This is a genomic window from Phenylobacterium sp. Root700 (genome assembly GCF_001429025.1).
In the GTDB taxonomy this organism is placed as follows: domain Bacteria; phylum Pseudomonadota; class Alphaproteobacteria; order Caulobacterales; family Caulobacteraceae; genus Phenylobacterium.
Genome location: NZ_LMHT01000035.1, coordinates 258,620 through 281,355, shown reverse-complemented (window position 1 = coordinate 281,355; position 22,736 = coordinate 258,620). Strand labels below are relative to the sequence as shown.

At 67.0% G+C, this 22,736-nt stretch carries 21 protein-coding genes and 1 riboswitch; of the genes, 13 read left to right on the top strand and 8 right to left on the bottom strand.

Annotation, left to right across the window (positions count from 1 at the left end; genetic code table 11):
* Window positions 1-153 precede the first annotated feature (153 nt).
* Genes ASE02_RS21040 through ASE02_RS21030 form a run of 3 tightly spaced genes read left to right on the top strand, consistent with a single transcriptional unit; the run spans window position 154 to window position 2,548 of the window.
* Window positions 154-567 carry a TadE/TadG family type IV pilus assembly protein gene (locus ASE02_RS21040; RefSeq protein WP_056737089.1) on the top strand — a complete coding sequence of 138 codons (414 nt, stop codon included), beginning with the start codon at window positions 154-156 and terminating at the stop codon, window positions 565-567.
* A complete protein-coding gene (locus tag ASE02_RS21035) occupies window positions 567-2,240 on the top strand; it encodes a TadG family pilus assembly protein (protein WP_082602257.1) in 1,674 nt (557 codons plus the stop codon). Before ASE02_RS21040 ends, ASE02_RS21035 begins: the two co-directional genes overlap by 1 nt.
* Before the next feature lie 20 nt (window positions 2,241-2,260).
* Window positions 2,261-2,548 (top strand): hypothetical protein, encoded by a 288-nt coding sequence (locus tag ASE02_RS21030; protein WP_056737087.1) that lies wholly within the window; start codon window positions 2,261-2,263, stop codon window positions 2,546-2,548.
* 3 nt (window positions 2,549-2,551) lie between these two features.
* Here the strand turns inward: ASE02_RS21030 and ASE02_RS21025 are convergent, their stop codons facing one another.
* From ASE02_RS21025 to ASE02_RS21005, 5 genes are all read right to left on the bottom strand, one after another.
* Window positions 2,552-2,974 (bottom strand): PaaI family thioesterase, encoded by a 423-nt coding sequence (locus ASE02_RS21025; RefSeq protein ID WP_200957734.1) that lies wholly within the window; start codon window positions 2,972-2,974, stop codon window positions 2,552-2,554.
* An 11-nt stretch (window positions 2,975-2,985) separates the two neighbouring features.
* Window positions 2,986-3,489: a 6,7-dimethyl-8-ribityllumazine synthase gene (locus ASE02_RS21020; RefSeq protein WP_056737083.1), complete on the bottom strand. Its 504-nt coding sequence runs from the start codon at window positions 3,487-3,489 to the stop codon at window positions 2,986-2,988.
* A gap of 98 nt (window positions 3,490-3,587) precedes the next feature.
* A riboswitch (FMN riboswitch) is annotated at window positions 3,588-3,757 on the bottom strand.
* A 91-nt stretch (window positions 3,758-3,848) separates the two neighbouring features.
* Window positions 3,849-4,292: a hypothetical protein gene (locus ASE02_RS21015; protein ID WP_056737081.1), complete on the bottom strand. Its 444-nt coding sequence runs from the start codon at window positions 4,290-4,292 to the stop codon at window positions 3,849-3,851.
* A gap of 11 nt (window positions 4,293-4,303) precedes the next feature.
* Entirely contained in the window at window positions 4,304-4,624 is a 321-nt protein-coding gene (locus ASE02_RS21010; protein ID WP_056737079.1) for a rod-binding protein, read from the bottom strand.
* On the bottom strand, window positions 4,624-5,730 hold the full coding sequence (locus tag ASE02_RS21005) for a flagellar basal body P-ring protein FlgI (protein ID WP_056737077.1): 1,107 nt from the start codon (window positions 5,728-5,730) through the stop codon (window positions 4,624-4,626). The genes ASE02_RS21010 and ASE02_RS21005 overlap by 1 nt, the downstream gene beginning before the upstream one ends.
* A gap of 201 nt (window positions 5,731-5,931) precedes the next feature.
* On the opposite strand from ASE02_RS21005, the gene ASE02_RS22160 reads away from it, so the two are divergent.
* The 5 genes from ASE02_RS22160 (at window position 5,932) to ASE02_RS20985 (ending at window position 11,694) form a co-directional block, all read left to right on the top strand.
* The gene (locus ASE02_RS22160; protein ID WP_082602256.1) at window positions 5,932-6,363 is read left to right on the top strand and encodes a flagellar assembly protein FliX; all 432 of its coding nucleotides are present in this window, start codon (window positions 5,932-5,934) and stop codon (window positions 6,361-6,363) included.
* A 99-nt stretch (window positions 6,364-6,462) separates the two neighbouring features.
* Complete coding sequence (gene dksA / locus ASE02_RS21000) at window positions 6,463-6,891, top strand: RNA polymerase-binding protein DksA (protein WP_082602255.1); 429 nt, start codon at window positions 6,463-6,465, stop codon at window positions 6,889-6,891.
* A gap of 145 nt (window positions 6,892-7,036) precedes the next feature.
* Window positions 7,037-9,442 (top strand): TonB-dependent siderophore receptor, encoded by a 2,406-nt coding sequence (locus ASE02_RS20995; protein ID WP_082602254.1) that lies wholly within the window; start codon window positions 7,037-7,039, stop codon window positions 9,440-9,442.
* A 66-nt stretch (window positions 9,443-9,508) separates the two neighbouring features.
* A complete protein-coding gene (locus ASE02_RS20990) occupies window positions 9,509-11,173 on the top strand; it encodes an NAD+ synthase (RefSeq protein ID WP_056737073.1) in 1,665 nt (554 codons plus the stop codon).
* Window positions 11,170-11,694, top strand: coding sequence for a GNAT family N-acetyltransferase (locus ASE02_RS20985; protein WP_056737071.1), 525 nt, complete (start codon window positions 11,170-11,172; stop codon window positions 11,692-11,694). The genes ASE02_RS20990 and ASE02_RS20985 overlap by 4 nt, the downstream gene beginning before the upstream one ends.
* Before the next feature lie 7 nt (window positions 11,695-11,701).
* Here ASE02_RS20985 and ASE02_RS20980 read toward each other — a convergent pair whose 3' ends face one another.
* A complete protein-coding gene (locus ASE02_RS20980) occupies window positions 11,702-12,304 on the bottom strand; it encodes a TIGR00730 family Rossman fold protein (protein ID WP_056737069.1) in 603 nt (200 codons plus the stop codon).
* 98 nt (window positions 12,305-12,402) lie between these two features.
* Between ASE02_RS20980 and ASE02_RS20975 the strand changes: the two genes are divergently transcribed.
* Together ASE02_RS20975 and ASE02_RS20970 are read left to right on the top strand one after the other, a co-directional pair.
* Window positions 12,403-13,200, top strand: coding sequence for an Ig-like domain-containing protein (locus ASE02_RS20975; protein WP_056737067.1), 798 nt, complete (start codon window positions 12,403-12,405; stop codon window positions 13,198-13,200).
* Window positions 13,201-13,291: 91 nt separating this feature from the next.
* Window positions 13,292-15,049, top strand: a complete 1,758-nt coding sequence (locus tag ASE02_RS20970; protein ID WP_082602286.1) for an ABC transporter ATP-binding protein/permease — start codon at window positions 13,292-13,294, stop codon at window positions 15,047-15,049.
* 118 nt (window positions 15,050-15,167) lie between these two features.
* Here the strand turns inward: ASE02_RS20970 and ASE02_RS20965 are convergent, their stop codons facing one another.
* Together ASE02_RS20965 and ASE02_RS20960 are read right to left on the bottom strand one after the other, a co-directional pair.
* Complete coding sequence (locus ASE02_RS20965; protein ID WP_056737064.1) at window positions 15,168-18,410, bottom strand: efflux RND transporter permease subunit; 3,243 nt, start codon at window positions 18,408-18,410, stop codon at window positions 15,168-15,170.
* A gap of 32 nt (window positions 18,411-18,442) precedes the next feature.
* Window positions 18,443-19,513 (bottom strand): efflux RND transporter periplasmic adaptor subunit, encoded by a 1,071-nt coding sequence (locus tag ASE02_RS20960; RefSeq protein ID WP_056737062.1) that lies wholly within the window; start codon window positions 19,511-19,513, stop codon window positions 18,443-18,445.
* A gap of 251 nt (window positions 19,514-19,764) precedes the next feature.
* Here ASE02_RS20960 and ASE02_RS20955 point away from each other — a divergent pair, with 251 nt between their 5' ends.
* Genes ASE02_RS20955 through ASE02_RS20945 form a run of 3 tightly spaced genes read left to right on the top strand, consistent with a single transcriptional unit; the run spans window position 19,765 to window position 22,665 of the window.
* Window positions 19,765-20,205 (top strand): VOC family protein, encoded by a 441-nt coding sequence (locus ASE02_RS20955; RefSeq protein ID WP_056737060.1) that lies wholly within the window; start codon window positions 19,765-19,767, stop codon window positions 20,203-20,205.
* The gene (locus tag ASE02_RS20950) at window positions 20,199-20,984 is read left to right on the top strand and encodes an SDR family NAD(P)-dependent oxidoreductase (protein WP_056737058.1); all 786 of its coding nucleotides are present in this window, start codon (window positions 20,199-20,201) and stop codon (window positions 20,982-20,984) included. Before ASE02_RS20955 ends, ASE02_RS20950 begins: the two co-directional genes overlap by 7 nt.
* Before the next feature lie 46 nt (window positions 20,985-21,030).
* Window positions 21,031-22,665, top strand: coding sequence for an NAD(P)/FAD-dependent oxidoreductase (locus tag ASE02_RS20945; RefSeq protein WP_056737056.1), 1,635 nt, complete (start codon window positions 21,031-21,033; stop codon window positions 22,663-22,665).
* Window positions 22,666-22,736: the final 71 nt, after the last annotated feature.

The following is a 22,736-nucleotide window of genomic DNA, read 5'->3' as shown; positions in this document are numbered from 1 at the left end:
CCCGAATGGGCTGCGACAATTTGGCGATCTGTTTCTCCGAAACTCACGTGAATTGCGTACATTACGCGATTACTCTCTGCAAAGCTGCGAAGTCCCATGCTGCACGCTCATGGAAGCCCAAGAACTGGGCGGGGGTGGAGCATGGCGCCGTCAATGCGATGGACGCGTCTACGGCGCGATGAAACCGGCACGGTGGCGATCGAGTTCGCCCTGGTTGGACCGATCCTGATCGTACTGCTGGTCGGGATCGTCTGTTACGGCGGCTACTTCTGGCTGGCTCATGCTGTTCAACAGGTGGCCAATGACAGCGCCCGAGCGGCCATCGCTGGCCTTGATGACGCCGAGCGAGGCTCCTTGGCCCAATCCTCCCTCGCTTCGGGCATGGCCGACTATCCCTATCTGAAGGTCTCGAACGCGGCCGTGACGGTCGCTCGGAAGGACCAGCAGCTCTCCATCAACGTCGTTTACGACGCCTCCAGCTCGCCGTTCTGGGGCATGTCGGGCCTTGTCCCGATGCCCCCGGCCAAGATCGAACGCCGCGCCGTGGTTCGCCTGGGGGGCTACTGATGCGCAGGCGCCCGCTGGCGGCCGGTTTCAGGAGCGACACCGAGGGCGCGGTGTCGATCATCATGGCGGGGAGCCTGATGACGCTCGTCGCCGCCGCGGCCTTTGCGGTGGATGTCGGCTCGATCTTCCTGCAGTCGCGAAAGCTCCAGGGAATCGCCGATCTCGCGGCGATGTCGGCGGCGCGGGATATCGATCATGCGACGGCCGCGGCGCAGGCGACAGCCACGGCCAACGGCTGGTCGGTCCCGCTACAGGTCAATGTCGCGCTCGGGACCTACAACCCCGACCCGGCGCTGACGGTCGCCGCTCGCTTTCAGCCAGGAGGCGTGAAGCCCAACGCCGCCAAGGTGGTGGTGCAGGGGGAGGCCGATCTGTTCTTTGGCCAGATGATCCTCGGGAAGCCGTCGGTCACCATTTCGCGCCGCGCGACCGCCGCGCGCGCCGACATGGCCAGCTTCTCCATCGGCACCGGGCTGCTTGGCCTTGACGGCGGGATCGCCAACCAGCTGCTCAGCCAGCTGACCGGCAGCACGGTCTCGTTGTCTGTGATGGATTACAATGCGCTGGCGAGCGCGAAGATCGATCTCTTCAAGTACGCCGAGGCCTTGCGGGTGAGCAGTGATCTCAAGGGCGTGTCCTACGACAAGGTGCTCGATAACGAGATCTCGACCGGCCAAGCCCTGACGGTGCTTGCCGACCTGCTGCAGAGCGACGGCGCCGTGGCGGCCGCCGTCTCGGCCCGCAAGCTCTCCGTCGCGGCGGGGAACAGCAAGGAGATCACGCCGAGCAAGCTGCTCGATCTTGGCCCCTATATGAGCCAGGACCATGTGGCCGGCGCCACCAGCACCAAGGTTCAGGTCGCCGCTGGCGACTTCGCCAACGCATTGTTGCTGCTCGCGGACGAGGGGCGCCAGGTGCAGCTTGATCTCGGGGCCAGCGTTCCGGGCATCTTGGACACCGACGTATGGCTGGCGGTGGGAGAACGTCCGAACAATTCACCCTGGCTGACGGTTGACCGGGACGGCGAGGTCATCGTGCGCACCGCCCAGACCCGTCTCTACATCAAGGCCAAGGCGCTGAGCGCGTTGGGGCTGCTCGGCATCCAGCCGATCACCTTGCCGGTGTACGTCGAGGCCGCGTCCGGCGAGGCCAAGCTCTCGGCCATGGAGTGTCCCGAAACGCTGTCGGCCCAGGCCGCGACTCTTTCAGTGCGGCCCAGCGTCGGCCGCGTGTCGATCGGCGACATCAACACGGCGCTGCTCAACAACTTCAAGACGAACCTGACGGTCACGCCGGCGCCGATCCTCGATGTGTTGGGCGTGGTCAAGGTGACCGGCCTGGCGGACGTTCATATCGGCGGGCTGACCTGGAAGACGGTTCGCTTCACCCGCGCCGACATCCAGGCGGCGACCATGAAGACCGTGGCCACCGACGATATCGCCCAGGCGACCGTATCCAGCCTGCTGGGCTCGCTGGACTTGGACGTCCATGTGCTGGGCCTTGGCCTGGGGCTTGGCGGGATCGCTTCGGCCCTGACCAGCACGCTGACGACGCTCGCCGCGCCGCTGGACACGGTGTTGAACAGTTTGACGAAATTGTTGGGCGTTCAGGTCGGCAAGGCCGACGTCCGGATGAACGGTCTGCGTTGCCGCGACGCAGCCCTGGTGGCCTGAGTAGGAAGGAGAGGCAGACGATGATCGGCCCGCTGTACGACGAACCCGACCAACTGATTGAGGACGCCGAAGAGCCACAGCTTGAACTGCCCAGATTGGAGGCGCGGCCGGCCCCGCCCAGCGTTCGCAGCCGGCTGCATGTGATCTGCGCGCTTTACGCCCACACGCCGCAGCCCGACAGGCGCTTGGCCCTGCTGGACCACCTTGAGCGCTTGACCTTGGAGGCCGCCGAATTGCTGGCGGCCCACCTGCTGGCGAGCGGATGGCGGCCGCAGGCGCCGGACGATGTGACGTCCGCGGCCGCCTGAGGCCTAGGCGGCTTTCCGTAGCAGTCGGAACACCGCATTGGCGCGTGCGCAGGGCTCGCCGTCGGCGGTCACGAAGGCTTGAGCGAACGAGAGCGTTCCCCCCGACTTCACGAACACCGTGTCGAACTCCACCCATTGGCCGATCTGGGCCGATCCCAGGAAGTCGAGCGTCAGGTTGACCGTGACCAGGCTGGCCTCGCCGCCGGCGACCTGGGCGCAGGACAGGCCCATGGCGTTGTCGGCCAGGGCGCTGATCAGCCCGCCGTGGACGAAACCGCGGCTGTTGGTGTGCGCGGTTTCAGCGATGAAGCCCAAGATCACGCCGCGCTCGGTCCGGCGGCTGTAGAGCGGCTCCCAGGGATCGGTCACCGGGCTCTGGCGGAAGTGGCGTTCGAAGCCGTCGGGGATGGGGCGCGTCTCGTGCATCATCCCCCGCCTCACGCCGCCGCGGCCAGCTTGGCCAGGCTGGACAAGGTCTTGGCGCAGGCCTGGGCCGCCTCGGCGCCCTTGGTCAGGAAGTGCTCGCGGAAGAAGGTCTGGTGGAGGTCGTGCTCATGAAAATGATGCGGCGTCAGCACCACCGAGAAGACCGGCACCTCGGTGGCGAGTTGAACCTGCATGAGCCCCGAGATCACGGTCGAGGCCACGAAGTCGTGACGATAGATGCCTCCGTCGACAACCAGGCCGGCGGCGACGATGGCTGCATAGCGCCCGGTCTTGGCCAGGGTCTGGGCGTGGAGGGGGATTTCGAACGCGCCGGGGGTCTCGAAGCGGTCGATGGCGGACTCGTTGAAGCCGAGGCCGGCGATCTCGCGGATGAAGCCCTGATAGGCGTTGTCGACGATTTCGCTGTGCCAGCCGGACTGGATGAACGCGATGCGCGCCAGACGGAAAGCGCCGTTGGCGGTGGGGACTTCGAAGTGGGTGACAGCTTGGGTCATGGTCAGATCCCTGAGTTGGGGCAAAAACCACGACTCAGGGAGACGCAAGCAGCGGCCTGTGGATCTCCCTGCGCGAACGCACGGAGCAGGGCCGTCACTAGCGGTTCTCATAACCGGACTCTAACCGTCGGCTCCGGGTTCGCACCGGAATCTGCTGTCCCTGACGGGCCTTTCGGCCAACCAGGCGCCCGCGGGCTTGTGCATGGGCCCTTGCGAGCCTTCCGCCATCACCGCCGGTGGGGACTTTCACCCCGCCCTGAGAACGCGGTCGCCGGAACGGCCCGGCGACCTGGGCAAGCTAGGCCCAAAGGTGGGGGTCAAACAAGTGTTTTAATCGTCAAGCCTGCTATTGGCGCGGCTCAAGCGCGCTTGTTCAGGGTGATCGACGTGGCGGAGGCGGGGGCCGAGGCTGCGCCGCCCTGGCCGTATCCCGCGCCGGTGTTGCGCTTGGAGGCGACCTCGTCGGCGATGGCGCGAACCAGTCCCTCGGTGACGGTCTTGGCGGCGGCCAGGGCCCGGCCTTGACGGGCGAGCACGGCGTCAAAGGCTTCGGTGGCGCGGATCAGCCGGGCGCGTTGGGCCAGCGGCGCGCTGGCGACCATGCGCGGATTGGCGCGAACCCGCGCCGACTCGTGGCGATAGACGTTGGCGAGCTTGGAGGTCTCTTCGATGTGGCGGGCGGCGTCGTGGGCGCGGCGTTCCTCGAAGGCCAGGGCCTCCTCGGCGATCAGCTCGGTCAGGCGCTCGGTCAGCACGATCAGTTGTTCGACGCGGTCCGACGCGTCCGTGGCGGAAATCGCCATGGCTTACTCTCCTAACTCAAACCTTGAAGCTTCAGCATTTCCTTGCCGACCGTGTCGGCCAGGCCGACGCCGCCGGAGCGCACCATCTGCTTGGCCATGGCGTCGCTCATGAACGACTTGAACGCCGCCTCGCCCTGGCCGCCGCTGAACGGGGCCTGCGCGCCGACATCCTTGAACATCTCGTTCAGCATCACCGACAGGAACGAAGCCTCGAAGTCCGTGGCGGTTTTCTTGATCTGGCCGCGCTTGGCCAGTTCGGCGGCGGTGGGCTGGGCGGCGACGTCGGTCGCGCCCTTGGCGGTTGGCAGGGTGAAGGCGGAGGTCAGGTCCATCACATCACCTCGATGTTGGCTTGCAGGGCGCCTGCGGCCTTGATGGTCTGCAGGATGGAGATCATGTCGCGGGGGGTGACCCCCAGGGCGTTCAGGCCCGACACCAGGCTCGACAGCGAGGCGCCGTCCCGCAGGGTGATGAACTGCTTGCCCTTTTCTTCGTCCACCTGGACGTCGGATTGCGGGACCACGGCGGTTTCGCCGCGGCTGAACGGCGCCGGCTGGCTGACCGCCGGGCTCTCGCGGACCGTGATGGTCAGGTTGCCCTGGGCGATGGCGACGGTGGAGATGCGGACGTTCTCGCCCATCACGATCACGCCGGCGACCTCGTCGATCACCACCTTGGCCGGGCCATCGGTGTCGACGGTGAGGTTCTCGACCTGCGAGAGGAACGAGACCATGTCCATGCGCGCGGGCGGGGTGATGGTGATGATGGTGGGGTTGTCGGCCCGCGCCGCGCCGGGGAAGCGGCTGTTGACGACGTCGGCGATCTTGCGCGCGGTGGTGAAGTCCGGATTGCGCAGGGTCATGCGCATCTGGCTCATATTGGCCAGTTGGAAGCCGATCTCACGTTCGACGATGGCGCCGCCGGCGATGCGGCCGGCGGTCGGCACGCCCTTGGACACCGAAGAGCCGGATGCGCCGCCCGCCGAGATCGAACCGGTCTGCACCGTGCCCTGGCTGACGGCGTAGGCCTGGCCGTCCGCGCCCATCAGCGGGGTGACCAGCAGCGTGCCGCCCTGCAGGCTCTTGGCGTCGCCCATGGCCGAGACCGAGGCGTCGATCGGTGAGCCCGTCGCCGAGAAGGCCGGCAGCTTGGCCGTCACCATCACGGCGGCGACGTTCTTGGTGTTGAGGTTGGCGTCGCGGGTGTTGACCCCCAGCCGCTCGAGCATGGCTTCCAGGCTCTGGCGGGTGAAGGGGGCGTTGCGCAGGCTGTCGCCGGTGCCGTTTAGGCCGACCACCAGGCCATATCCGACCAGCATGTTGTCGCGGACGCCCTCGAACTCCACGATGTCCTTGATCCGCGACTTCGCGAAACTGGGACCGGCGCACAGCGTTGCGGCGAGGATGACGGCGCTGAAGAGGCGGAACGATCGACGCATGGGATCCCGACACACTACGGACTAATGAGCTCCCACGGGACTATGCGACCGGCGTGCCAGTCCAAAACGTCAATGATTTCAGCAATTGTGGGCTTGGCGGGCGGGGCGCTGCGTGGCCTGGCGGCAGAAATTGCCCGGCATTAACCATACCATAAGCATGGGGCTGCGAGACTCTGGGCGAAGCGTGGTAAAGGGCCTCGCATGAAAGTCAGTGGCACGAGCAGCGTCGGATCTACGGGTGGGGCAGGTAAGCCCCGCGCGGCAGGCGGCGAAGGCTTTCAGATCGCTCAGCCGCCCGCGGCTGCTGGACCAGCGCAGGTGGCGCGGGCCGGCGGTGTCGGCGGGGTGATGAGTGTCGATGCAATCCTGGCTCTACAGGAAGTGGCTGGTCCGTTGGAGCGCCGCCGGCGCGCCGTCGGACGGGCGGGTAAAATTCTCGACGTTCTCGAAGACGTGAAGATCGGGCTCCTTTCGGGCGAACTCTCGGCAGACGATCTAGATCGTCTGCGCCGAGCCGTCCGTGACGAGCGGCTCGGCACGGATGATGAACACCTTGAAGGTGTATTGAACGAGATTGAAACCCGTGCTGCCGTGGAGCTCGCTAAACTCGAATGCGCGAATCGTGCGGCTTAGGCACGCGCGAAGAGCGAGGTTCGTTGAAAGCAGATTTCGTTTTGGTATAAGCGCTCCGCATGTTGTCGGGGTGTTGTACCCAGGGGGCGTGAGGCATCTATGAGCACGGCCACAATGTTGGCGGAAAAGCCAGAATATCGTCCCTCCGAGGACGAGGAATTCATGAACGAGCGTCAGCTTGAGTATTTCAAGCAGAAGCTCTTGAATTGGAAAGAGGACATCTTGCGGGAATCCCGTGAGACCCTTGTCCATCTTCAAAGCGAAACCGAAAATCATCCTGATCTGGCCGACCGCGCCACGTCCGAGACTGATCGAGCTCTCGAACTTCGGACCCGGGACCGCCAGCGCAAGTTGATCTCCAAGATCGACGACGCAATCCGCAGGATCGAAGACAAGTCCTACGGCTACTGCGAAGACACCGGTGAACCCATCGGCGTCGCTCGTCTGGAAGCCCGTCCGATCGCGACGCTCAGCCTCGAGGCGCAAGAGCGTCACGAGCGCCGGGAACGCGTTCATCGGGACGACTGAGTTCAAGGGGCGGCTCTCGCGAGCCGCCCTTTTTCTTTGCCGCCCGACGGTCGCTGAGCTTTCACGCGACTGAGTTCCGGCTGTCGCCCATCCGTCATCGGCGCAGTTTAGCGAGCCCCCAAATTGTTCTCGGGGGATTTCTCGTATGCGACTCATGACGACCGCGGCCTGGACCGTGCTCGCCCTGGCCTTGGCCCAGCCGGCCTTCGCCGAAATCGACGCCGCCGGCCCGGGAGCCTCAGCCGAGGAACTGGACGCGGTGATCGTCACCGGCACCCGCCGCGCCGACCGCACCGCCTTTGAATCCGCAGCGCCTATCGACGTCATCTCCGAGTCGGTCCTGGAGAGCACGGTCTCCGACGAGCTGATGGAGAAGCTGGTCGCCGCGGTGCCGTCCTTCAACGTTCAGCGCCTGCCGGCCGCCGACGGCCAAGCCTTCGTGCGCCCCGCCACCCTGCGCGGCCTCTCGCCCGATCAGACGCTGGTGCTGGTGAACGGCAAGCGTCGTCACCGCTCGGCGGTGCTGGGCGGTCGTGGGGCCCAGGGCGTCGATCTTGGTCAGCTGCCGAGTTTCGCGATCAAGCGCATCGAGGTGCTGCGCGACGGCGCCTCGGCGCAGTACGGATCGGACGCCATCGCCGGCGTCATCAACCTGATCCTCAATGATCAGCCGGGCTTTGCGGCCTTCGGCCAGGCCGCCCAATACTACGAGGGCGACGGGACCATGTACGAGGGCGGCTTCCGGGCCGGCTGGGCGCTGGGGGAGGGCGGACACTTGACCGCGACCCTGACCTATACCGACAGCGAGGCGACCTCGCGGACCCGCCAGCGGCCGGACGCCATCGCCTTCCAGGCCGCCAATCCGACCCTGAAGGTGCCCAACCCCGTGCAGCGTTGGGGCCAGCCCGACCGCGACGCCACCCGCTTTGTCATCGATACGGCCTACCGCCTGAGCGACGCTGTCGAGCTCTATGGTTTCGCGACCTATTCGGAGAGCGGCGGCGTCACCGACTTCAACTGGCGCAACCCGTCGAACGACACGTCCTATCGCAACAGCCCGGCCTTCCCGGGGTGGAACCTGAAGCAGATCTATCCGGTCGGCTTCTCGCCGAAGTTCGGCCAGGACGAGACCGACTATGCACTGAACGCGGGCCTCCGCGGCGAACTGGCGAACGGCCTAGCCTGGGACTTCAACGCTTCGCTCGGCGAAGACAAGATCGACTACTTCCTGCGCGAGACGATCAACGCCTCGTTCGGCCCGCAATCGCCGACCGCCTTCCGGGCCGGCGTGCTCCGGCAGCGCGAGCAGAACCTCAATCTCGACCTCAACAAGCCTTTGGAGTTCGGCTTCCTGGCCGAGCCGGCGAACCTGGCGTTCGGCGTCGAGCGCCGGGTCGAGACCTACAAGATCGAGGCTGGCGACCCGATGTCCTATCAGGTCGGACCGGGCGCCCAGGCGGGCCTGCCGTCGGGCTCCAACGGCTTCCCCGGTTACAGCGCCTCGCAGGCCGGGTCGTGGGACCAGACCAGCTACGCCGGCTATGTCGACCTCGACCTCTCCTGGACCGAGGCGTTCTCGACCGACATCGCCATCCGCTATGAGGACTTCTCGGAGTTCGGCTCGACCACCGACGGCAAGATCGCCGTCCGTTACGAGATCAGCCCCGATTGGGCGGTTCGCGGCGCGGTCTCCACCGGCTTCCGCGCCCCGACGCCGGGCCAGCTGAACAGCACCCGTACGTCCCAGGGCCTGGACACCACGACCTTGCAACTGTTCACCGCCGGGCGCCTGTCGCCCAGCAATCCGGTGGCGCAGTTCTTCGGCGCCAAGCCGCTGGAACCGGAGACCTCCAAGAACTTCTCCGTGGGCCTGGTCTACCGCAGCGCCGAGCACGGCCTCAGCGGCTCGGTCGACTATTACCAGATCGAGGTCGACGACCGGTTCGCCACCTCGCCGAACTTCACCGTGACTCCGGCGATCCGCACCCAGCTCCTGGCGCTGGGTGTCCCGGGCGCCGACTCGCTGACCTCGGTCAGCTATTTCACCAACGCCTTCAACACCCGGACCAAGGGCCTCGACGCCGTCGGGTCCTGGAAGACGAAGGTGGCCGAGGGCGATCTGACCCTGACGGCGGCCTATAACTGGAACGACACCAAGGTCACCCGCTCCAAGCTGACCGAGGTCTCGAAGCTGGCGCGGATCAACATCGAGGACGGCCTGCCCGAGCACACCGGCAACATCGCCGCGACCTACGCCTATGGCCGCTACGAAGGCACGGCGCGGGTCCGTTACTATGGCGAATGGACCGACGCCCAGTCGCAATCCTCGGCCGACCTGGTCCAGACCTTCGGCTCGCGGGCCTTTGTCGACCTCTCGGTCAGCGCCGCGATCACCGACCAGGTGAAGCTGACCGTTGGGGCCGAGAACCTGTTCGACAAGTACCCGGACGAGGCGACGTTCCAGGCCTCGCGCGGCCTGATCTATTCGCGCAACGCCGTCTACGACACCGACGGCGGCCTCTACTACGTCCGCGTCAACGCCAAGTTCTGACGTTGAACGCGAAGTGGGCCGGCCGGAGGCTGGCCCACGGGCGCGGTCGAGGTTACATGACAAGTCATGTCGACTCTGGTCATCGCCGCTATCCAAGCCAATCCGACCGTGGGCGCGATCGCCCATAACGAAGCCCTGGCGCGTGAGCGCTTGGCGCAGGCCCGCGCCGCGGGCGCTGACATCGCGGTCTTCTCCGAACTGTTCATCAACGGCTATCCGCCGGAAGACTTGGCGCTGAAGCCGGCCTTCTGGGCGGCTGGAAAGGCCGCTGTGGAGCGTCTGGCGCTGGAGACCAAGGATGGTCCCGCCGCCCTGATCGGGGTGATCTGGCCGCCCCAGAACCGCTTTGGCCGCCCGCACAACGCTCTGGCCTTCCTGGCCGAGGGCGAAGTGAAGGGCGTGGCCTTCAAGTGCGACCTGCCCAACTACGGCGTCTTCGATGAAAAGCGGGTGTTCGAACCGGGCCTTGGTCCCGAGGTCTTCGAATGGAAGGGCGTCAAGTTCGGCGCGCCGATCTGCGAGGACATCTGGTCCCACCGGGTTTGCCGCGAGCTGAAGGAGAAGGGCGCCGAGATCCTGCTGGTGCCCAACGGATCGCCCTATCGCCGGACCGCCGACGACGAGCGGCTGGTGGTCGCCAAGGCCCGGGTCGCCGAGACCGGCCTGCCGCTGGTCTATGTCAACGAGGTCGGCGGTCAGGACGAACTGGTCTTCGACGGCGGCTCCTTCGCCCTGTCGGCGAGCGGCGAGGTCTGCATGAGCCTGCCGATGTTCGAGGAGGCCTTCGGGCTCTCGACCTGGGAGAAGGGCGAGGGCGGCTGGACTTGCGTCAGCGCGCCGACCACGACCTGGCCGACCGGCGCGGAGGAAATCTACCGGGCCATGGTTCTTGGGCTACGGGACTATGTGAAGAAGTCCGGCTTCCCCGGTGTTTTGCTTGGACTTTCCGGAGGGGTGGATTCGGCCATCTGCGCGGTGGTCGCCGCCGACGCCCTGGGGCCGGACAAGGTCCGCTGCTTCATGCTGCCGTCGAAATACACCAGCCGTGACAGCCTGGAAGACGCCGAGGGCTGCGCCCGCCGTCTGGGCGTTCGGCTGGATGAAATCTCGATCGCTCCGGCCGTCGACGCCTTCGCCCAGATGCTGGCGCCGCAGTTCGAGGGCATGGCGCCCGACCTGACGGAAGAGAATATCCAAGCTCGCGCCCGCGGTGTCTCGCTGATGGCGTTGTCCAACAAGCTTGGCCTGATGCTGCTGACCACCGGCAACAAGTCGGAGATGGCGGTCGGCTACGCCACCCTCTACGGCGACATGTGCGGCGGCTACAATGTGCTGAAGGACGTCTACAAGACCGACGTCTACGCCGTCTGCGAATGGCGCAACGCCAATGATCCCTATGGCGTCGCCGCCGATCCGATCCCCGAGCGCATCCTGACCAAGGCCCCGTCGGCCGAGCTGCGCCCCGACCAGAAGGATCAGGACAGCCTGCCGGAATACGCCGAACTCGACGCCATTCTGCATGGGCTGGTGGAGGAGGAGGCGACCCTCGACGAGATTGTCGCCCGCGGCTATGCGCCCGAGACGGTCGAGCGGATCCAACGGCTGCTCTACAACTCCGAATACAAGCGCCGCCAGGCGGCTCCCGGCGTGAAGATCGGCGCCCGCGCCTTCGGGCGCGATCGCCGCTATCCGATCGTCAACGGCTTCCGCGACGCGGTGACCCGCAAATGAGCCGGGCGCCGGTGATCGAGACCGAACGGCTGGTCCTGCGCGGGCACACCAAGGCCGACCTCGAGGTTTACGCCGCCATCTGGGGCGATCCGGAGGTGACGCGTTTCATCGGCGGCAAGCCCTCGACCCGCGAGGAGACCTGGTCGCGCCTGCTGCGCGTGATCGGTCACTGGGAGGAGATGGGCTTCGGCGCCTGGGCGGTTTGCGAGAAGGCCAGCGGACGCTTCGTCGGCGACGTCGGATTCGCCAACTTCCAGCGCGCCATCGAACCGCCCCTGGGCGATGCGCCGGAGATGGGCTGGGTGTTCTCGCCCAGCGCCCACGGCAAGGGCTACGCCAGCGAGGCGGTCGCGGCCGCCTTGGCCTGGGGCCATGCGAATTTCGATGACGCCCGCACGGTCTGCATCATCGATCCCGACAACACCGCCTCGTTGCGGGTGGCCGAGAAGGCGGGCTATCGCGAATATGCGCGAGCGGACTACCGCGGCCCCATCATCCTGCTGGAACGGCGCGGGCTCTAGGCCGGCCTCAGGTCACCCGCACGGCGTCCGGCGCGGCGTCGGCGCCCGCAGGCTGCGCGCCGCGCAGGGCGGGCACGATATCTTCGATCTGATCGACCGAGATCCAGCTGTCCATGAAGCTCGCCGGGGTCAGCTTGTGGTCGACCGTGTGCTGGAAGAGCTTGAACAGCGGCTCCCAGAAGCCATCTGGATTGTAGAACACCACCGGTTTCACGTGCAGATCCAGCCGCCGCCACGACAGCAGTTCGACCACCTCTTCCAGCGTGCCGATGCCGCCGGGCAGGACGACGAAGCCGTCGGAGCGTTCGAACATGATCTGTTTGCGCTCATGCATCGAGGTGACGACGATGGTCTCCACCACGTCCAGCCGGCGTTCCTTCTCCTTCAGGAAGTGGGGGATGACGCCCAGCACCTTGCCGCCGGCCTCGTGCGCGGCGATGGCGCAGGCGCCCATCAGGCCAACGCCGCCGCCGCCGTAGATCATGGTCAGCTCGGCCCGCGCCAGCTCACGGCCAAGGGTCGCGGCCGCCGCCAGCAGGGCCGGCTCGGCGGCGTCGGAGGAGCCGCAGAACACGCAGACGGAATCGAGGCGGTCGGGCTGCTGCCCCATCCGGTTAAGCTCCTGGAGAATCAACTGGCCGCGCGCTTGCGGGCGCAGCAGGAAAGCCCGATTAGCTAGGGCCTGGGTTAAGGAGTTTCAAGCAAGCCGTGCGCCGCGTCCCCTCTCTTCCCGTCGCGTTCCTCATCGCCACCGCCGCGCTTGCGTTGCTGGCCGGCTGCGGGGAGGGCGCCGCGCCCGCCATCGCCCCGGCCAAGACCACGCCAGCCGTGCCGGTCGAGGCCGCCTATCTGGCGCCGCCGGCGGTCACAGCGACCCGGGTCGAAGGCGAGAGCCTGCGGTTGACCGGCTCCGCGCCGGCCGGATCGCGCGTGCGGCTGGCCACGCCCGAGGGCCAGACCAGCTTCGCCAACACCGACTCCAAGGGCGTCTGGACCTTGACCATGCCGGTGATCGCCCAACCTCGGATCTTTGGCCTGTCGACCACGGTCGGCGCCCGGCAGGTGCAGGGCGAGGGCTATCTGTTGATCGCGCCGTCGGGCGAGGCGGTGATGCTGCGGGCCGGGACCGGCGCGTTGCGGATCGGGCGCACGGGCAAGAACGGGCTCGACGCCGTGGACTTCGACCGTGAAGGCGGGGCGGTGGTGTCGGGCCGGGCTCCGGCGGGGGCCGCGCTCAGCATCCACGTCAACGGGCGGCAGATGGCCGAAGGGCGGGCCGACTCGGCCGGCCGCTACGCCGTGGCCCTGACGCAGCAGCCGCTCAATGGCGGCGTCCACCAACTCGACGTGTTCGGCGACGCCACCGAGAACAGCGTCAATATCGATACGACATCGGCCCCGCCGCTCGCCAACGGCCCCTTCCGCAGCACCGCCGTCTCGGCCGGCCTGCGGATCGATTGGATGACGCCTGGCGGCGGCGCCCAATCCACGATCATCCTGAAATGAGCCTGATTTGACCTTCGCCCATCCCGGCCACCATCGCGCCGCGCCCGGCGCGATCGCACCTGCTTCGGTGAAATTCGACTTCTGGCGTTCCATGGCCGATCTCGGACGCCTGGTGCTGCGGTCCGGCGCGCCAGGCCTGAAGTGGCGGATCATCGCCTCGCTGGCCCTGGTTTTCGTGGGCAAGCTGGCCGGCGTCGGGGCGCCGGTGGCGCTAGGCGACGCCATCAACAAACTCGCGCCGGGCTCTGGCCAGGCGGTGGCCATCGGCGCCGACTTCCTGATGCTGGCGATCGCCTTCGCCGGTCTGCGGCTGGTCGCCGCCTGCGCGCCCTACGCCCGCGACGTGATTTTCACGGTGGTCTCGCAGTCGACCATGGCCAAGGCCGCCACCGAGACCTTCGCCCACGCCCTGGCGCTCAGCCTGGACTTCCACCAGGGCAAGCAGACCGGGACCATGGCCCGGGTCATCGACCGGGGCGCGCGCTCCACCGATTTCCTGATGCGCAGCGTGGTGTTCAACCTCGGCCCGACGGCGATCGAACTGATCCTGGCGATGATCGTCATGGCCACGCGGCTGGACTGGCGCTTCGCCGTCACGGCCTTTGTCACCATCGTCCTCTATACGGTGCTGACCTTCAAGATCACCGACTGGCGCCTGGCCCACCGACGCGAGCTCAACGAGGCTGACAGCCGCACGGCCGGGCTCTCTGTGGACGCCCTGCTGAACTATGAGACCGTGAAGACCTTCGGCTCCGAGGAGCGCACGGTGGCCCGCTACGAAGATGCGATGTCGGACTATGTGCGGGCCGGGGTGAAGGCCAACACCTCGCTCTCGGTGCTGAACGGCATTCAGTCCGTGGTGCTGAACCTGGGGCTGGCGCTGATGACCGTCATGGCCGGTCATGAGGTGATGGCCGGGCGGATGCAGATCGGCGACGTCACCATGGCGGTGCTGCTGCTGATCGGCATCTATGGTCCGCTCAACATGCTGGGCTTCAACTACCGGGAGATCCGCCAGGCCTTCATCGACATGGAGCAAATGGTCGAGCTCAACGCCCGCAAGCCCGACATCGTCGATGCGCCAGGGGCTCAGGACCTGCCGCCGGCCACCGGGCGCGGCGCCGAGATCGTTTTCGAGGATGTCGAGTTCCGCCATGACGCCCGCTCGACCGGCCTGCTCGACGTCAGCTTCCGCGCCGCGCCGGGCGAGACGGTGGCCCTGGTCGGCCCGTCAGGCGCGGGCAAGACCACGGCGATCCGCCTGGCCCTGCGGCTGATCGATCCGCAGAGCGGCCAGATCACCCTGGACGGCGTCGATCTGCGCCAAATCAAGCAGGCAGCGCTGCGCCGGGCGGTCGCCCTGGTGCCGCAGGACGTGGCGCTGTTCAACGACACCATCTTCGCCAACATCGCCTTCGCCCGGCCCGACGCCTCGGCCGACGACGTTCGGAACGCCGCGGCGGCGGCCGAACTTGGGCCCTTCATCGAAGGCCTGCCGAACGGCATGGCGACCATGGTCGGCGAGCGCGGTTTGAAGCTGTCGGGCGGCGAGCGCCAGCGCGTCGGCATCGCGCGGGCCTTGCTGGCCGACCCACGGGTTCTGGTGCTGGACGAAGCCACCAGCGCGCTGGACGGCCGGACCGAGGAGGCGATCCAGGCCACCCTGCGCAAGGTGCGCGCGGGGCGTACGACCCTGGTCATCGCCCACCGGTTGTCGACCATCGTCGACGCCGACCTGATCCTGGTCCTGCGCCGCGGACGCATCGTCGAGCGCGGACGGCATGCCGAACTTTTGGACAAAGGTGGCGAATACGCAGCCTTGTGGCGGCGTCAGACCCGCGAAACCTGAGGGCCCCGGGGCCGCCGCCCACGTGGGGCCGTCCCGGGCAGTGGCCCACTATCGCCGGAAGGTTCGCGCCAACCGCCGGCGGCTCCTGAAACGCAGAGCCTGACCGGCGGCGGGCGGTCTATTCAGCGGCCTTGGGCAGCTCGCCTTCGACGATCACCGGCTTTTGCGAGGCCCTGCGACGCTTGGGGAACCAGTGCTCGCCGGTGTGCGCCCACAGCCAGCCGAACCGCCGCGCCGCGACTTTGGGCGCGGCCAACAGGACCGGCGTCAGGATCAGGGTCAGCAGGGTGGCGAAGGACAGCCCCCAGACAACGGCGGCTGACAGCTGCACCCACCACTCCGAACCTGGCGCCTTGTACTCCACATGGAAGCCGTGGAAGTTCGGGTGCACCTGGAACATCAGCGGCAGCAGGCCGACCACGGTCACCAGGGTGGTCAGCATGACCGGCCGGAACCGCTGGGTGGCGGCGCGCACCGCCGCCTCGTCGGCCGGGAAGCCGGCGCGGCGCAGCTGGTAGAAGGTGTCCACCAGCACGATGTTGTGGCCCACGACGACGCCGGCCAAGGCGACGACCCCGGTGCCGAGCATGATCACCGAGATGTAGTCGAAGGTGTGCCCGATGTTCACCACCACGCCCAGCAGCACGCCAACCGTCGACAGGGCCACCGCCGACAGGGTGACCAGCACCCCATAGTAGGAGTTGAACTGCCAGAGCAGGATCACCGCCATCAGGAACAGCGAGACAGCCATGGCGGTCATGAAGAACACCGCGGCCTCGCGGCCTTCCTCGTCGGCGCCGGTGAATTTCCAGCGGACGGCGGGGTCGATGCTGGCCTTTTCCAGCCAGGGACGCAGCTCGGCGATCTTCTGGTTGGCGGCCACGCCTTCGACGGTGTTGGCCTGGATGACCACCAGCCGCTGGCCGTCGCGCCGCTGGATCGACGTCACCTGCTGGGCTGGCACCTGCTTGATGAAGTAGCTGGCGGGCACGGGGCCGAGCTGGGTCGGGATCTTCAAGGTGTCGAAGGCCGCGACATTGCGTTGCTCGGGCGGGAAGCGGACGCGGATGTCGAGCTCGTCGTCGGCGTCGTCGGGGCGGAAGCGCCCCACCAGCACGCCGCCGGTGACGAACTGGATCGCCTGGCCGACGCTCAGCACGTCGACGCCGTAGCGGCCCGCGGCCTCGCGGTCGACGGTCAGGTTCCATTCGATGCCGGGGGAGGTGCGGTTGTCCTCCAGCTCATAGAGCTGGCGGTCGCTGGCCAGCTTGGCCTTCACCAGGTCGGCCGCCTTGTTCAGGGCGACGGGGTCTTGGCTGCGCAACTCGACCTGCACGTCCTTGCCGGTTGGCGGCCCGCCTTCTGGTTCGCGGACCTCGACCTCGATCCCAGGGATGCCGGCCACCCGCTTGCGGATGTCGTTGGAGATGTCCTTGCCGACGACGCCCAGCGCCTGGCGGCCTTCATAGTCGACGAAGTCGACGTTCAGCCGGCCGATCGTATCGTTGGGCGCCTGGTTGGGGCCGCCGCCGGGGTTGCTGGTCCCGGTACGGGTGTAGATCGAGCTCATGCCCTTGAGGCCCAGCAGGCGGTCCTCGACCTGCCGGACCAGGATGTCCTGACCCTGGGGCGAAAGATTGCCGCGCGCCTTCACGTAGACGTTCACGAATTCGGGGTCCTGCTGGAGGAAGAACTCCGAAGGTTTGTTCTCGGCTTTAAAGGCGACGACGATGACCGTGATGATCACCAGGGTAGTGAACACGGTCGTCGTCGGGTGACGCCCCAGGGTGTCGATCGTGCGCGCGTACCAGCCCATGAAGCCGGTCATTTCGCGCGGATCGCCGCGTTCCGACTTCTCGATCTGCGCCAGGTGTTCGGCGTCCACCGCGGCCTTGCGACCGAAGATCGAGCCCAGGGCCGGGGTGAAGATCAGGGCGATGAAGATCGAAGCGCCCAGCACGTAGAACAGCGTGAGCGGTAGGAAGCTCATGAACTTGCCGGGGATCGAGTTCCAGAACAGGAACGGCAGGAAGGCGCAGAGCGTCGTCAGGGTGCCGTTCAGCACCGGCCAGAACATGCGCTTGCCGGCGGCGGCGAAGGCTTCCTCCTTGGGCATGCCCTCGGCCATCTTCCGGTCGGCGTATTCGACCACGACGATGCCGCCGTCGACCAGGATGCCGACCGCCAGGACCAGGCCGAACATCACCATCTGGTTCAGCGTCACGCCCATGGCGTTCAGCATCAGGAAGGCCAGCATGAAGCAGGCCGGAATGGCCGCGCCGACCATCAGGCCCTGCCGGATGCCGAGCGTCGCCACGATGATCAGCATGACCAGGATGGTGGCGATCAGCAGGCCGCTTTCCAGCACGACCAGGGTCCGGCCGATGAAGTCGCTCTGGTCGTAGATGTAGGAGACCTTCACGGTCTCGGGCCAGCGCTTCTGCTCCTCGGCGACGACCTTGCGGACCTCCTTCACGGTGTCGAGGACGTTGGCCCCCGAGCGCTTGGCGACGTCCACCGAGAAGGCGGGTTGGCCGTTGAAGCGGGTGATGTAGGTGGCTTCCTTGAAGGTGCGGCGCACGTCGCCGATATCGCCGACGGTGATCAGCCGGTCGCCGTTCTTCTTGATCGGCAGGGCCAGGATGTCGGCGGGTTGGTTGATGACGCCGGGCACCTTCACCGCGAACTTGCCGGTTCCGGATTCCAGGTTGCCGGCCGGCACCAGCTGGTTGTTGCGCCCGATGACCAGCGCCAGTTCGCCGGGGCTGACGTTCGCGGCCTCCATGCGCACCGGGTCGATGGTGACTTCCAGCACCTCTTCGCGGCCGCCGTTCAGATAGACTTCCAGCACGCCGGGCGCGCTTTCCAGGCGATCCTGGAGGCTGCGGGCGGCCTGAAACAGGGTCCGCTCGGGAGCCCCGCCCGACAGGACGATGCCGATGATCGGTTCGCCAGACGCGTTGGCTTCCTCGATGATCGGTTCTTCGGCGTCAGGCGGGAACTTGCCGCGCGCCAGATCGACCTTGGCGCGCACTTCGGACAGCGCCTTGTCCTTGTCGAAGTCGGCCTCGAACTCGAGGTTCACGATCGCCATGCTCTGGCGGGCGACCGCGTTCATCTCCTTGATGCCTTCGATCGTCTGGAGCTCGGTCTCCAACGGCCGCACGAGCAGGCGCTCGGCGTCCTCGGGACTGACCCCGGGATAGGGGACGACCACGGCGATGAACGGGAAGTCGATGTTCGGGTTGGATTCCCGAGGCATCGCCAGATAGGCGAAGAATCCGAACAGGCTGGCGATCAGGGTGACGGCCAGCACCACCTTGCGCCGTTTGATCGCGCCGTCGATCAGAGGTCCGATCATAGGCCTAGTCTCCTGAAGAGCGGCGGGCGCGCCTAGCGCGCCGCGGCCACTCGAACCTTTTGACCCTCGGCCACATAGGATTGGCCGACGGTGATCACGCGGGCGGGACCCTTCAGCCCGGTCACCCAGATGCCTTTTGGCGTTTCCTCGATCACCTTCACGGCGGCGAAGGCGACCTTGTCGTCCGCCAGCAGGTAGCGCACGCCCTGTTGACCGCCGGCGTCAAGCACCAGCGACGACAGCGGCACCAGGTGGGCGGGCCCTACGCCGGACGCGATCCGCAGCGAGGCCGAGAGGCCAGAACGGGTCATCTGCGGATTGGCCGCGGTGATTTCCGTCCGATAGGTGCGGGTCTGAGGGTCGGCTTCGCGCGCCGTGTAGCGCACCTTGCCGCGCAGGGTTTCGCCCGAAACCAGCTGGGCGCTGGCCGCCGCGCCCATCCGCACCTTCGAGGCCTCGGTCTCCGGTAGGTCGCTGACGATCAGCAGCGGATTGAGCTCGATCATCGTTCCGCAGGCCTGACCGGGAGCCAGGTAGGTCCCGATCTCGGCTTCGCGGTTGTCGAACACGCCGTCGAACGGCGCGCGGATGTTCATCTGCTCCACGCCCACCTCGGCCTGGCGGACCAGGGCGGCGGCGGAGTCGAGATTGGCCTGATCCTGCAACAGCTGGGTCGGCGAGCGGAAACCCTTGGCCGCGAGATCGGCCGAGGCCTTGTGCTGGAGTTGCTTGGAGCGAAGATTGGCGCGAGCCTGATCCAGGGTGGCCTGGCGCGCGTCGACATTCAGGCGGCAGAGCACCGCGCCCTTACGCACGAGCGAGCCTTCGACGGCCGGGGTGGCGGCGACGACGCCGGGGGATTCCGCGCGGGCGATGACGCTGCGCGCGGCTTCGGTCCGGCCGCGAATGACCACGTCGTATTCGCGCGCGACTTCCGGGGTCATCACTGCCTGAACCGTAGGCAGTTCGGCCTTGTGGGCCTCAGTGGTCTTGGCCTCGGCCGATCCGGACTTGCCCCGCGATACAATCGTACCGACAGCAAAGGCGAGGGCCAGTACAGCGACCAGGACGACGACGAAGAGGTACTGTGGTTTGAGCCGCATCCTGCCGTTTCCTCGAGCGCAGCATAAAGGTCGCGACCGCGTCAGAATCGCAGTCGTAGGCCCCGCCACGAAAAATTATGTTGTAGCGCCTTGTGATGCCACCGTTCTGCGACTGCAAATGAAATCGCGGACAGGTTGCCTGAAGGCCGGATAATGTGCCCTCAAGGCCGCAGGATTGCAGCACAGCCTTGCTTGGTCTTTAACGCAGAGCTCGTACCAAGACTTGGTCGATCGAAGGAAAGTACGTCGTCTTGAAATATCTGCACACCATGGTTCGGGTCTCGGACCTCGACGCCTCGCTGGACTTTTACTGCAACAAGCTTGGGCTGGTCGAAGTGTCTCGCAGCGAAAGCGCTGGGGGACGTTTCACCCTGGTCTTCCTGTGCGCTCCGGGTGACGAGGACGCCGCCCGGCAGAACAAGGCGCCCATGGTCGAACTGACCTTCAACTGGGATGCGGAAGACTATCAGGGCGGCCGCAATTTCGGCCATCTGGCCTATGCGGTGGACGACATCTATGCGCTCTGCCAGCGCCTGGCCGATGGCGGGGTGATCATCAATCGGCCGCCGCGCGACGGCCACATGGCCTTCGTCCGCTCGCCGGACGGCATCTCCATCGAACTGTTGCAGGCCGGCGCGCGCAAGGAGCCCGCCGAACCCTGGGCCTCCATGCCGAACACAGGTGCATGGTGAGCGGCCGGCTGGAGGGGCGCACGGCGCTCATCACCGGCGCGGCGGGCGGCATCGGCCTGGGCTGCGCCGAGGCCTTCGCCAAGGAAGGCTGCGATCTGGTCCTGCTGGATCTCGACGAGGCGCGGGTGACCGCGGCCGCCAAGGATCTGGCCGAGCGGAGCGGGCGCAAGGTCCACGCGCTCGGCTGCGACCTCGCCGACGCCGAGGCGACCCGCAAGGCGGTCATCAGGGCCGCGGCCCTGCTGGGCCGCATCGAGGTGCTGGTGAACAACGCCGGCATCCTGGCGCCGGGCGACATCCTCGAAGCCGAGCTGGAGGATTTCGACCGGGTCATGGCGGTCAATCTGCGCGCGCCGTTCGTCGTCGGGCAGGTCGTGGCCCGGCACATGGTCGACGCCAAGATCAAGGGCTCGATCATCAACATGTCCTCGATCAACGCCGTGCTCGCCATTCCCAACCAGCTCGCCTACGTGGCCTCCAAGGGCGGTATCAATCAGCTGACCAAGGCCATGGCGCTGGGGCTCGCGCCCTACGGCATCCGGGTCAACGCCATCGGGCCGGGAACCATCGTCACCGACATCCTGAAAGGGGTGATGGAGAACGAGGCCGCGCGCCATCGGGTGCTGCAACGCACGCCGCTGAAGCGCTTCGGCGAAGCCGAGGAGATCGGCCGCGTCGCCGTCTTCCTGGCCAGTGAGGACGCCTCCTACATCACCGGACAGACCATCTATCCCGACGGCGGTCGGCTCGCGCTCAACTACACCGTGGCGGTGGACTAGGGCCGAGCAGGCTTTCTTCGCCGCCGCTAACGGCTACATAGGCCCCATGCTGCGACTGACCGAACTGAAACTGCCCCTCGGCCACGAGCCGGCGGCGCTGCCCGCCGCCATTCTCGAACGGCTGGGCGTGATCGCTGACGACCTGATCTCGTTCGCCGTGGCGCGGCGCGCCAACGACGCCCGCCGCAAGGCCGCGATCCTGATGGTCTATTCGGTGGATGTCGTCCTGCGCGACGAGGCGCAGGTGCTGGCGCGGTTCGCCGAGGATCGCAGCGTCCAGCCGACGCCGGACACCGCCTATCGGCCGGTCGCCCAGGCCCCGGCCGAATTCGGCAGCCGCCCCGTGGTGATCGGCGCGGGGCCGTGCGGCCTGTTCGTCGGGCTGATCCTGGCCGAGATGGGCTTTAAGCCCATCATCCTCGATCGCGGCAAGGTCGTGCGCGAGCGGACCAAGGACACCTGGGGCCTGTGGCGCAAGGGTGTGCTGAACCCTGAATCCAACGTCCAGTTCGGCGAAGGCGGGGCAGGGACCTTCTCCGACGGCAAGCTCTACAGCCAGGTGAAGGACCCGCGCCACCTGGGCCGCAAGGTGCTGACCGAGTTCGTCCTGGCCGGCGCGCCGGCCGAGATCCTGACCGAGGCCCACCCCCATGTCGGCACCTTCCGGCTGGTGACCATGGTCGAGAGCATGCGCGCCAAGATCGAGGCCCTGGGCGGCGAGTACCGCTTCGAGCACCGGGTCGAGGACATCGACGTCGTCGTCGGCCCGGGCGGCGTGCGCAAGGTGCGCGGCGTTGTGCTTCAGGACGGCGGCTATATCGAATCCGACCACGTGGTGCTGGCCGTCGGCCACAGCGCCCGCGACACTTTCCAGATGCTGTTCGACCGCGGCGTGCACGTCGAGGCCAAGCCGTTCTCGATCGGCTTCCGCATCGAGCATCCGCAGTCGTGGATTGACCGCGCCCGGTTCGGCACGAACGCCGGCCACGAGGACCTGGGGGCGGCGGCCTACAGCCTCTCGCACCACTGCTCGAACGGACGCACGGTCTATAGCTTCTGCATGTGTCCCGGCGGGACCGTGGTCGCCGCGGCCTCCGAGCCCGGCCGCGTCGTCACCAACGGCATGAGCCAGTATTCGCGCAACGAGCGGAACGCCAACGCCGGCATCGTGGTCGCGGTCACGCCGGACAAGGACTATCCGGGGCACCCGCTCGCGGGCATCGAGCTGCAACGCAAGTGGGAGGCTCAGGCCTTCAAGGCCGGCGGCAAGACCTATGCGGCGCCTGGCCAACGCGTCGGGGATTTCCTGGCGGCGCGCGCCTCGACCGCGCTGGGCTCGGTGGTTCCATCCTATCGGCCTGGCGTGACGCCCACCGACCTGGCCTCGTGCCTGCCCGAATACGCCATCACCGCCATCCGCGAGGCGCTGCCGGCCTTTGGCCGCCAGATCCCCGGCTTCGACGCCGAGGACGCCCTATTGACCGGCGTGGAGACCCGCACTTCGTCGCCGGTGCGCATCACCCGCGACGCCGACTTCCAGAGCCTCAACACCCGCCAGCTGTTCCCGGCCGGCGAGGGCGCCGGCTATGCTGGCGGCATCCTCTCGGCCGCCATCGACGGTATCAAGGTCGCTGAGGCCGTGGCCCGTAGCATCATGGCTGGTCGCGCCGAGGTCGCCTGATCCCAGCGCTACTTTACATGGTGAATTTTCGACTCCTCTCTACTATAACTTGATTGTTCCCCGGGGGCGGG

Excerpts from the sequence above, each read along its gene's own strand:
- ASE02_RS21040 (WP_056737089.1), top strand. The coding sequence starts at position 154 with ATGCGATGGACGCGTCTACGGCGCGATGAAACCGGCACGGTGGCGATC.
- ASE02_RS21035 (WP_082602257.1), top strand. The coding sequence starts at position 567 with ATGCGCAGGCGCCCGCTGGCGGCCGGTTTCAGGAGCGACACCGAGGGC.
- ASE02_RS21030 (WP_056737087.1), top strand. The coding sequence starts at position 2,261 with ATGATCGGCCCGCTGTACGACGAACCCGACCAACTGATTGAGGACGCC.
- ASE02_RS21025 (WP_200957734.1), bottom strand. The coding sequence starts at position 2,974 with ATGCACGAGACGCGCCCCATCCCCGACGGCTTCGAACGCCACTTCCGC.
- ASE02_RS21020 (WP_056737083.1), bottom strand. The coding sequence starts at position 3,489 with ATGACCCAAGCTGTCACCCACTTCGAAGTCCCCACCGCCAACGGCGCT.
- ASE02_RS21015 (WP_056737081.1), bottom strand. The coding sequence starts at position 4,292 with ATGGCGATTTCCGCCACGGACGCGTCGGACCGCGTCGAACAACTGATC.
- ASE02_RS21010 (WP_056737079.1), bottom strand. The coding sequence starts at position 4,624 with ATGGACCTGACCTCCGCCTTCACCCTGCCAACCGCCAAGGGCGCGACC.
- ASE02_RS21005 (WP_056737077.1), bottom strand. The coding sequence starts at position 5,730 with ATGCGTCGATCGTTCCGCCTCTTCAGCGCCGTCATCCTCGCCGCAACG.
- ASE02_RS22160 (WP_082602256.1), top strand. The coding sequence starts at position 5,932 with ATGAAAGTCAGTGGCACGAGCAGCGTCGGATCTACGGGTGGGGCAGGT.
- dksA (WP_082602255.1), top strand. The coding sequence starts at position 6,463 with ATGAGCACGGCCACAATGTTGGCGGAAAAGCCAGAATATCGTCCCTCC.
- ASE02_RS20995 (WP_082602254.1), top strand. The coding sequence starts at position 7,037 with ATGCGACTCATGACGACCGCGGCCTGGACCGTGCTCGCCCTGGCCTTG.
- ASE02_RS20990 (WP_056737073.1), top strand. The coding sequence starts at position 9,509 with ATGTCGACTCTGGTCATCGCCGCTATCCAAGCCAATCCGACCGTGGGC.
- ASE02_RS20985 (WP_056737071.1), top strand. The coding sequence starts at position 11,170 with ATGAGCCGGGCGCCGGTGATCGAGACCGAACGGCTGGTCCTGCGCGGG.
- ASE02_RS20980 (WP_056737069.1), bottom strand. The coding sequence starts at position 12,304 with ATGGGGCAGCAGCCCGACCGCCTCGATTCCGTCTGCGTGTTCTGCGGC.
- ASE02_RS20970 (WP_082602286.1), top strand. The coding sequence starts at position 13,292 with ATGGCCGATCTCGGACGCCTGGTGCTGCGGTCCGGCGCGCCAGGCCTG.
- ASE02_RS20965 (WP_056737064.1), bottom strand. The coding sequence starts at position 18,410 with ATGATCGGACCTCTGATCGACGGCGCGATCAAACGGCGCAAGGTGGTG.
- ASE02_RS20960 (WP_056737062.1), bottom strand. The coding sequence starts at position 19,513 with ATGCGGCTCAAACCACAGTACCTCTTCGTCGTCGTCCTGGTCGCTGTA.
- ASE02_RS20950 (WP_056737058.1), top strand. The coding sequence starts at position 20,199 with ATGGTGAGCGGCCGGCTGGAGGGGCGCACGGCGCTCATCACCGGCGCG.
- ASE02_RS20945 (WP_056737056.1), top strand. The coding sequence starts at position 21,031 with ATGCTGCGACTGACCGAACTGAAACTGCCCCTCGGCCACGAGCCGGCG.